Origin of the sequence: Protofrankia sp. Cj5 (genome assembly GCF_917627405.1) — a bacterium.
Lineage (GTDB): Bacteria > Actinomycetota > Actinomycetes > Frankiales > Frankiaceae > Protofrankia.
Genome location: NZ_CAKJTO010000124.1, coordinates 6,523 through 13,654 on the forward strand (window position 1 = coordinate 6,523; position 7,132 = coordinate 13,654).

At 67.3% G+C, this 7,132-nt stretch carries 9 protein-coding genes; 3 read left to right on the forward strand and 6 right to left on the reverse strand.

Annotated features, from left to right (window positions below):
- Nucleotides 1–242: 242 nt before the first annotated feature.
- The 4 genes from MJ777_RS19835 to MJ777_RS19845 all read right to left on the reverse strand — a co-directional run bounded on the left by MJ777_RS19835 (nucleotide 243) and on the right by MJ777_RS19845 (nucleotide 1,774).
- A complete protein-coding gene (locus MJ777_RS19835; protein ID WP_239377413.1) occupies nucleotides 243–689 on the reverse strand; it encodes a type II toxin-antitoxin system HicB family antitoxin in 447 nt (148 codons plus the stop codon).
- A complete protein-coding gene (locus tag MJ777_RS23240) occupies nucleotides 686–913 on the reverse strand; it encodes a type II toxin-antitoxin system HicA family toxin (protein ID WP_370652784.1) in 228 nt (75 codons plus the stop codon). Before MJ777_RS23240 ends, MJ777_RS19835 begins: the two co-directional genes overlap by 4 nt.
- A gap of 280 nt (nucleotides 914–1,193) precedes the next feature.
- On the reverse strand, nucleotides 1,194–1,538 hold the full coding sequence (locus tag MJ777_RS19840; RefSeq protein ID WP_239377420.1) for a type II toxin-antitoxin system PemK/MazF family toxin: 345 nt from the start codon (nucleotides 1,536–1,538) through the stop codon (nucleotides 1,194–1,196).
- Complete coding sequence (locus tag MJ777_RS19845; RefSeq protein ID WP_239346784.1) at nucleotides 1,532–1,774, reverse strand: ribbon-helix-helix domain-containing protein; 243 nt, start codon at nucleotides 1,772–1,774, stop codon at nucleotides 1,532–1,534. Before MJ777_RS19845 ends, MJ777_RS19840 begins: the two co-directional genes overlap by 7 nt.
- Before the next feature lie 113 nt (nucleotides 1,775–1,887).
- Between MJ777_RS19845 and MJ777_RS19850 the strand changes: the two genes are divergently transcribed.
- Nucleotides 1,888–2,766 carry a toll/interleukin-1 receptor domain-containing protein gene (locus MJ777_RS19850; protein WP_239377414.1) on the forward strand — a complete coding sequence of 293 codons (879 nt, stop codon included), beginning with the start codon at nucleotides 1,888–1,890 and terminating at the stop codon, nucleotides 2,764–2,766.
- A gap of 6 nt (nucleotides 2,767–2,772) precedes the next feature.
- On the opposite strand, the gene MJ777_RS19855 is transcribed toward MJ777_RS19850, so the two are convergent.
- Both MJ777_RS19855 and MJ777_RS19860 read right to left on the reverse strand, forming a co-directional pair.
- Nucleotides 2,773–3,186: a hypothetical protein gene (locus MJ777_RS19855; RefSeq protein ID WP_239377415.1), complete on the reverse strand. Its 414-nt coding sequence runs from the start codon at nucleotides 3,184–3,186 to the stop codon at nucleotides 2,773–2,775.
- On the reverse strand, nucleotides 3,186–3,905 hold the full coding sequence (locus tag MJ777_RS19860) for a DUF433 domain-containing protein (protein ID WP_239377416.1): 720 nt from the start codon (nucleotides 3,903–3,905) through the stop codon (nucleotides 3,186–3,188). Before MJ777_RS19860 ends, MJ777_RS19855 begins: the two co-directional genes overlap by 1 nt.
- A 439-nt stretch (nucleotides 3,906–4,344) precedes the next feature.
- Between MJ777_RS19860 and MJ777_RS19865 the strand changes: the two genes are divergently transcribed.
- The gene (locus MJ777_RS19865; RefSeq protein WP_239377417.1) at nucleotides 4,345–5,922 is read left to right on the forward strand and encodes an effector-associated domain EAD1-containing protein; all 1,578 of its coding nucleotides are present in this window, start codon (nucleotides 4,345–4,347) and stop codon (nucleotides 5,920–5,922) included.
- On the forward strand, nucleotides 5,919–6,965 hold the full coding sequence (locus MJ777_RS19870; RefSeq protein WP_239377418.1) for a JAB N-terminal domain-containing protein: 1,047 nt from the start codon (nucleotides 5,919–5,921) through the stop codon (nucleotides 6,963–6,965). The genes MJ777_RS19865 and MJ777_RS19870 overlap by 4 nt, the downstream gene beginning before the upstream one ends.
- Nucleotides 6,966–7,132 lie beyond the last annotated feature (167 nt).

Sequence of the window (7,132 nt, forward strand, 5' to 3'; positions counted from 1 at the left end):
ACCCCTATTGCCGGGCGCTCTAAGAGGCCATTTTCGGCGCACAAACCTCGAAAAATCACCTCCATCGATCTGTACGGCGTCTTCCAGCTCGTCCGAGGGGACGCCGATGACCAGATCAGGGACACGCAGGTACCCGCCAGCCTCGGCGATGTGGTATGGCGGCGCCTCGAAACGATCAGTGCTGAGTTCGCCGGTCCATTGCCGTCCACGCTCACGGTTCGTGGCCGGCGCAGATCAAGATGCTATCCGCTTGCGGGTATGGGTCCATCGTCGATGCCGCGTCCGCTCTTGTTGATCTCGGCGCGTACCTGTGAGACTCGTTGATGGGAGATACCGAGCAGCTCAGCGATGTCGCGTACAGACAGCGATGTGGGCAGGCGCGCAACTGCCCGCCGGATGGCGCTGGCGGAGGCATGCTCGGCCCGTTCCGCCTCTGCGCGGGCTTGGCGCGCTGCCGTCACGGCTGTGGAACTGTCGCCGATCTCGTATCGGACATCGAGGTCAAAGACGTCGAGGGCGTCGTCTGCCCGGTCGGTCATGAGGGCGATGACCTCCCGCACGCTCCGCTGCAGCGTGGACAGGCTCCGTGCGAAGGTGTGAGCGCCGGGAACGTCCGGGACGTCGGCGAGCCACGCGTCTCGCTCCCGCGTGATATTGACCCGGTAGACAGCACGTGTCGTGGTCGTCATGTTCGTAGCCACCTCTTTCCGAACGCCGGGGCAAGATCTGCCTCGATCCGGACAAGTGTTCCCGTTGGAACATCACCAGGATGCTGGGGCACGGCCGTCTCCGCTCGCCCTTCCCGACCGTCGATATCGATGTAGATTGCGCGATAACGTCTGTGTGAACCGACTTGGCGGACGAACACACCACCGGCCCGCTCGATGGCCCGGTTCACCTCGCGTGCCCGCATGAGGTGAGTCTACCTGCTAGACGGATACCGGCAAGCCGGTAGACACGTAGGGTGGGTGTCGCGGCCGCGAACGGGAACGGGAACGGGAACTGGCGGCATCAGGCAATCTCGACCATGATGGCGAACTCCTCGCTGCGGGGGCGGGGGCGCTCGTTGGGGTACACCGCGTCGGGCCGAGCCAGCGGGGTGGTGTCCACGGCGACCATCAACGGTTCACCCTTACGGCCTTGGTGCGATCGTGGGTTGCGAGCTCAGGCGCGATGACCAGATCAGGGACGCGTCAGAGCGCGAGTACGTGACGTAGCCCCTTGCCCAGGTCCCGCATGAGGCTCTCCGGGACGGCGCCGACAGTGCGCCCGAGTTCGTCCTTGTTGACAGTGACGATGGCGGTCACGTTGGCCACGGAGTCGCGTGGCAGGCCGGTCACCGCGGCGGGGAGGAAGACGTTGCCGGGCATGGTGGCGAGCGCGGTGTTCGACGTGATGACGACCGCGACGACTGTGGCCAACCGGCTCACGTTGTAGGGCGCGGCCTGGACGACCACCACTGGTCGGCGCTTCGCGGGGCGAGCGCCCGCCGCCTCGCCGAGGTCGACCCAGTGAACATCGCCACGTCTGATCACCAGTCCTCGCTGTCGCCCAGTGCCCGCCGGCCGGCGAGCGCCGCGGCCTGGAACGACTCGTCGGGACCCACGAGCTCAAGTGCGGCGTCGATGCGCTCAGTCAGGGACTGGGCGTCGAGCTCCTGGATGTAGCGACGGGCGGCTGTCGTGAAGAACTCGGAGCGACTCACGCCGAGTGCGGCCGCGCGACGCTCAGCCTCGTGGAACGTCTCGTCCGGGATTGAGATCGCGGTCTTCATGCGCCGAGTATAACCGGGTATGACCGCGCGTCCCGTTGCCGGAGCAGGATCCGCCTCGATCCGGGCACGGTGTTTCTCGCAGCAGGAACCCGTACCAGGACGTTGTCATCGCTGTGGCGGGGACTACGCTCACGCTACGGCGCAAGCGGGACAACCGTTGCGACATCGGCGCTGCGGAGGCGGGGGGTCTGGTGGCACCGGTTGGTGGTTCCGGCGACGCCGGCGGCCCGTCGGACGACGGGCGTTCGGGTGATGGTCCCGACATTCGTCTGAGCCGTGACGATCGGGACGACTTCCGGGAGGAACTCGCCGCGGCCTACCGGACGGAGTCCGCCGCCGCCCTCGTCCTCAGTCAGATCGACTTCCCGCTTGCGTACAGCCCGGTCCTCCAGGGGGGCAACCCGGAGCAGTGGTGGACTCAGATCTTCTTCGAGCTCGACGCCGGGACGGTCGTGGACGCGCCCTACCGACGGCTGCTGCGCACAGCCGGGCGTCGTTTCCCCGGAAACGCCGTGTTCCAGCGACTTGCTGTTCGTTATCTCAATCTCGCCGGCGAGGCCGCTGGGGACACGCTGGCCACGACGGCGGCCGGGTCGTCAAAGATCTTTCTCTGTCATGCGTCCCAGGACAAACCCCGAGTCCGGGATCTTTACAAGCGGCTGCGCGGTGACGGATTCGAGGTTTGGCTCGACACCGAGGCCCTGCTGCCCGGTCAGGACTGGGATCTGGAGATTCGTCGAGCCATTCGTACCAGTCGTGTTGTTCTCGTCTGTCTGTCCTCGACGTCCACGGATAAGAGGGGGTATGTCCAGAAGGAAATTAAACACGCGCTGGACGTCGCCGACGAGCAGCCCGAAGGGTCGATCTTCCTGATTCCCGTACAGCTCGAACACTGCGAGTTGCCGGATCGCCTGCAGAAATGGCACTGGGTGAATCTCTTCGAAGAAGACGGTTACACAAAACTCGTCAAATCGCTGCGGGCAACAGGTTGAATTTCGCTAGCCGAGATCCATTTCTTTGATCTGGTTGGCGTGAACGGCATAGATGAATGGTCCCGCCTTGGTGCACGCGGTGACGATCGCGTCGAGATTGTCGATGAATCGTTGGGCCATTTCCGGACCGGACAGGTTCTGCCGAGTGATGTAGAAGCAGCGAACGGCGTGTTTTATGACGGCTGCCTTCTCGGCGGGTCTGCGTCTGATTCTTTCGTCTTTCATAAACGCTACCCAGCCAAGCCGAGCGGTATCGGTGAGCCAGGTGATGTCCTCGACCTTCTCGTCGTGCGGGATACCGTAGTGTTCGGCGAGCGTCGTCAACTCGATACCGGCTTGTCGCAGCAGCCGAGGGACGGCGATACGACCGAGGCTGCGGTCGACGAAGACGTGGGGAAGCCCCTCGGAATGTGCTGTCACTAGGCGGCGGGTTTGCTGGCGATGCGTACGGCGTCTTCCAGTTCGTCCGGGGGGACACCGAACTCTTCAGCGACCTCCGCGAGCTGCTCGCCGGCGTGGAAGCGGCCCAGAACGTCTTCGAGCCGGGCTCCGCCATGGGAGAAAATCGGCTGACCGAACCCGCGGCGGGGGTCGACCACGACGTCGGCATGCTGGTATTCGGGTAGACGAATGAGCTGGGCATAGCCGTCCGGTGCAAAGTCGACGCGCTGCAGGTATGCCTCGACGATATCCCCGAACACCCGCTGGCCTTTACGCACGGCGACCAGCTCCCGTGCACCTCGCGCTTCAGGTGTGTCGCCCTGGCTCTCAGCGAAGTCGTAGAGTACCTCGGCGCCGTCGGTGTAAAGGGCCTTGGACGCTAGGACGTGCGCGATCCCGAGATCCTCGGACAGGCGGGTGAGGGCGGGCCGGATGCGTTGAAGCGGCACGCCGGATCGCCGGATCGCTGCGAGCACCAGGCCCTCGGCAAGACCGATGAACGGAACCACAGCCTCGCCGTGCTCCGTCGCAGGACATGCGGTGACGATCGGCTCACCGCGAACCGGGGGTCGTCCGGGTCGCCGTCGCGCATATCCGTATGCCCAGGTCGTAAAGGTCGAGGTCGGCACTCGCAGGTACCGGCCAGCCTCGGCGACGCTGTACAGCGGCACCTCGAAACGATCAGCATCGTTGGGCACGACTTGCCTCCCCGGATACGGCGCTCTGCCGCCTATCATCCACTCCCAGCCGAACGGACCGGGTGACGTCGCATCCCACCGAGTATGGACGCACGTCCGGACGCCACACCGCCGTGTGAGCTCCCGTACGTCTCACCGGCCGACCGGGCCGCGGAGCACCGCTGGAACGGCTGTACGGACTCCGCCGGCACCGGCACCGGCGATGATGACCACCGGTCCTGCTCCTTCTCAACCGTAGTGGTCGCCGCGAGCCTGCCTGCCGGGCGCGGCAGACCTGTCGTGCCCGGTTGCCGCCGGCCGCCGGTTGACTCTGTGGCCGGCGTTCGGGTGATGTGCTCCCGTACCGGACGTTGTTATCGCTGTGGCGGGGACTACGCTCACGCTATGGCGCAAGCGGGACAACCGTTGCGACGTCGGCGCTGCGGAGGTGGGGGGTCTGGTGGCACCGGTTGGCGACGCCGACATTCCTCTGAGCCGGGACGATCGGGACGACTTACGGGAGGGGCTCGCCGCGGTCTACACAACGGAGTCCGCCGCCGCCATCATCCTCAACCAGATCGACTTCCCGCTCGCGTACCGTCCGGTTCTCCAGGGGGGCAACCCGGAACAGTGGTGGAGTCAGATCTTCTTCGAGCTCAACGCCGGGACGATCGTGGGCGCGCCCTACCGAAGGCTGCTGCGCACAGCCAGCCGCCGTTTCCCAGGTAACCCCGTATTTCAGCAGCTCGCCGCCAGCTATCTTGCCGCCGACGCGGCACCCGATGCCGTCGCCGCGAACGGGGCCGGGGCACCTATCGAGGCGGACGCCGTTCGCCCAACGACCACCGAAGGCGCGGCCGAGCAGCCGGCGGGGGCCGCGGACGAGGGGGTCGAACAGGGGCCGGCGCAGAGCTGCCATGTGATTGTGCGGGCGAGTTCGGAGCCGGAACGTCAGCACGCCTGCGAGACCCTCGCGAGCCTCGGCCTGGAACCGCACGAATTCTGGTCGACCTCGCACGCCGTCTCCTACCGGGTCAACGACGCGACCACCGAACGGGTGCGGGAGCAGATCGAGAGAACCGACCTCGGGTGGACGCTCGTCCCGGCGGGCGAACCCGACTATGTGTTCCAGACGCTGTACGCGCGCGGGCCGGACGGCCGGCAGTTCCGGTTGAACGACGCCCCCGCCCAGCAGACCGTCGGCAACGTGGCCTCTTCGGTGCTGGAGGAGTACCCGCCCGGCTACACCGACGCGACCCGCTCTGTCGTCGTCGACGAGGTTCAGGACGACGGGTCGGGACGGCGGCTCAACGGGGACGACACGCTGCACAAAGCCGGCATTCGTAACGGTTCCCGGATGCGGATCGGTGTGGAGGCCCGAGCCGGGGCGCTCAACCCGAAGGACCGGCAGGAGGCGCTGCAACGGGTCCGCAACCAGATCGTCGCCTACGCGCGGGCGCATCCCGGGTTCCAGGTGCGGGCGAACTCGAACCTGCTGCCCACCGAGTACGAGCTGGAGTTCAGCCAGCCGAGTTTCGGGCCCGGTGCGGCACCCGGTGACGATCCGGTGGCCGTCGACCGGCATGTGGTTCTGGTGCAGCTCGGCCCGGAGTTCCCCGAAACGCCGCCGCTGCTTTTCTGGCTGACGCCGATCTTCCATCCGAACGTGTTCCCGAACTATGACAGTGACCAGGCCCGGGAACACGAGGCCCAGCAGGGGCTGGTGTGCCTGGGCGCGTTGGCCGAGTCCTACACGCCGTCCCTGGATTTCGGCGAGCTGTGCCAGATTCTGGTGGACATGGCCGCGTTCCGGAACTACAGCCTGCTGGAGGAAAGCGGCCGGCTGGATGCTTCTGGCCGGCCCGAGGTTGTCGGCAACTACTACGACCGGGCCGCCGCCGAATGGGTCATCGCGCATCAGGGCCGAATGGCGGAGATCGGTGGCCGGGTGCTGTTCCAGGCGCCGCGGCACCGCGCGGTCTACCGCAATGTCATCGAAAGCGTCACCGCCCCCGACGCGGGGGCCGGGCAACGATGAGTGCCGAGGTCGAGCTGTACCGCACCGACGACTACGTCCGGGTCGGTCGGGTGCCGCTCGTCCGGCTGTTGCAGAGCGTTTTCGAACGGCTGCTGGGCGAGGCGCTGGTCGGCAGCCGGTTCGAGCTGCTGTTCCTGCCAGTCGCGGATGGTTCCGAGCTTCCCGGCAGCCCGTCGGTGGTCAACCTCCGGTCGAGCCACGGCTACGTGCGGGTGCGCATCGTCCGGGACGGTGAGGTGCTCTACCAGCATCCGCACGCCGTCCGGGAGATCATCGCCCGGCCGTTGCAGCGGCTGCTCGCCGAGCGGATCCCGGCGGAGACGCACTGGGGGTTCGGTGTCCGCGGCCCCGGGTTCGACCAGGTGGCCCTGGTCAGGCCTGTCCCGGAGGTGGACGGCCGGATCGAGGTGACGGTGGGTTCCCGCCGGCCCCGGGCCTTCCACCTGGAGGAGGTCCACGATCCGGACCCCCCGGCCGCGAGCCTCGCCGAGCTCGGCGCCGACGTGGCGGACGAGGTACCGGAGGCGCCCGAGGCAGCGAAGGATCCCGGGGCGGTGCCGGGAGTCGCGGTGGTGGTCGACCGGGACGTCGCCGACGCCCTCAAGCACCGGACGGAGTTCTCGGGCGACGTGGAGGAGGGCGGTTTCCTCGCCGGTCACGTCTACCGTGACGCCGATCGCCCCGGCAGCCACCTTGTGAAGATCACGGCCGCGATCGCGGGGGAGCGGACCGGCGCGTCCCTGCTGCACTTCACCTTCACCGGCGAGAGCTTCCTGCGGATCAACGAGCAGCTGGCCAGGCGCGGCCGGGACGAACGGCTCGTCGGCTGGTACCACACCCATCTGTTCCCGGCCACCAGCGAGATCGGGTTGTCCTCGGTCGACGTCGAGCTGCACACGACCACGTTCCGCCGGCCCTGGCAGGTCGCCGGCCTGGTCAACATCGAACGCGGCAGCCCGGACGACCGGGTGCTGCGCTTCTACCACGCCGAGCCTGGCAGCGAGGACATGTCGCTCACGTCCTACTGGGTGACCGCCGGATGAAGGCGGTTCTCGGATGAACGCGGCCCTCGGATGAACGCGGAGACGACCGCGCGCCGCGTGCTCGCCTGGGCCGGTGGCCGCGTGCCGGCCTGGGCCGGCGACAGTGCCGGACGGCCGGCGCCACCGCCCGTCGGCCCGTTGCGGGAAGCCAATGCGCTGGCCCGTCC

Bases quoted from the DNA above. Each gene is read 5' to 3' on its own strand.
- MJ777_RS19835 (WP_239377413.1), bottom strand. From the start codon at position 689: ATGACGACCACGACACGTGCTGTCTACCGGGTCAATATCACGCGGGAG.
- MJ777_RS23240 (WP_370652784.1), bottom strand. From the start codon at position 913: ATGCGGGCACGCGAGGTGAACCGGGCCATCGAGCGGGCCGGTGGTGTG.
- MJ777_RS19845 (WP_239346784.1), bottom strand. From the start codon at position 1,774: ATGAAGACCGCGATCTCAATCCCGGACGAGACGTTCCACGAGGCTGAG.
- MJ777_RS19870 (WP_239377418.1), top strand. From the start codon at position 5,919: ATGAGTGCCGAGGTCGAGCTGTACCGCACCGACGACTACGTCCGGGTC.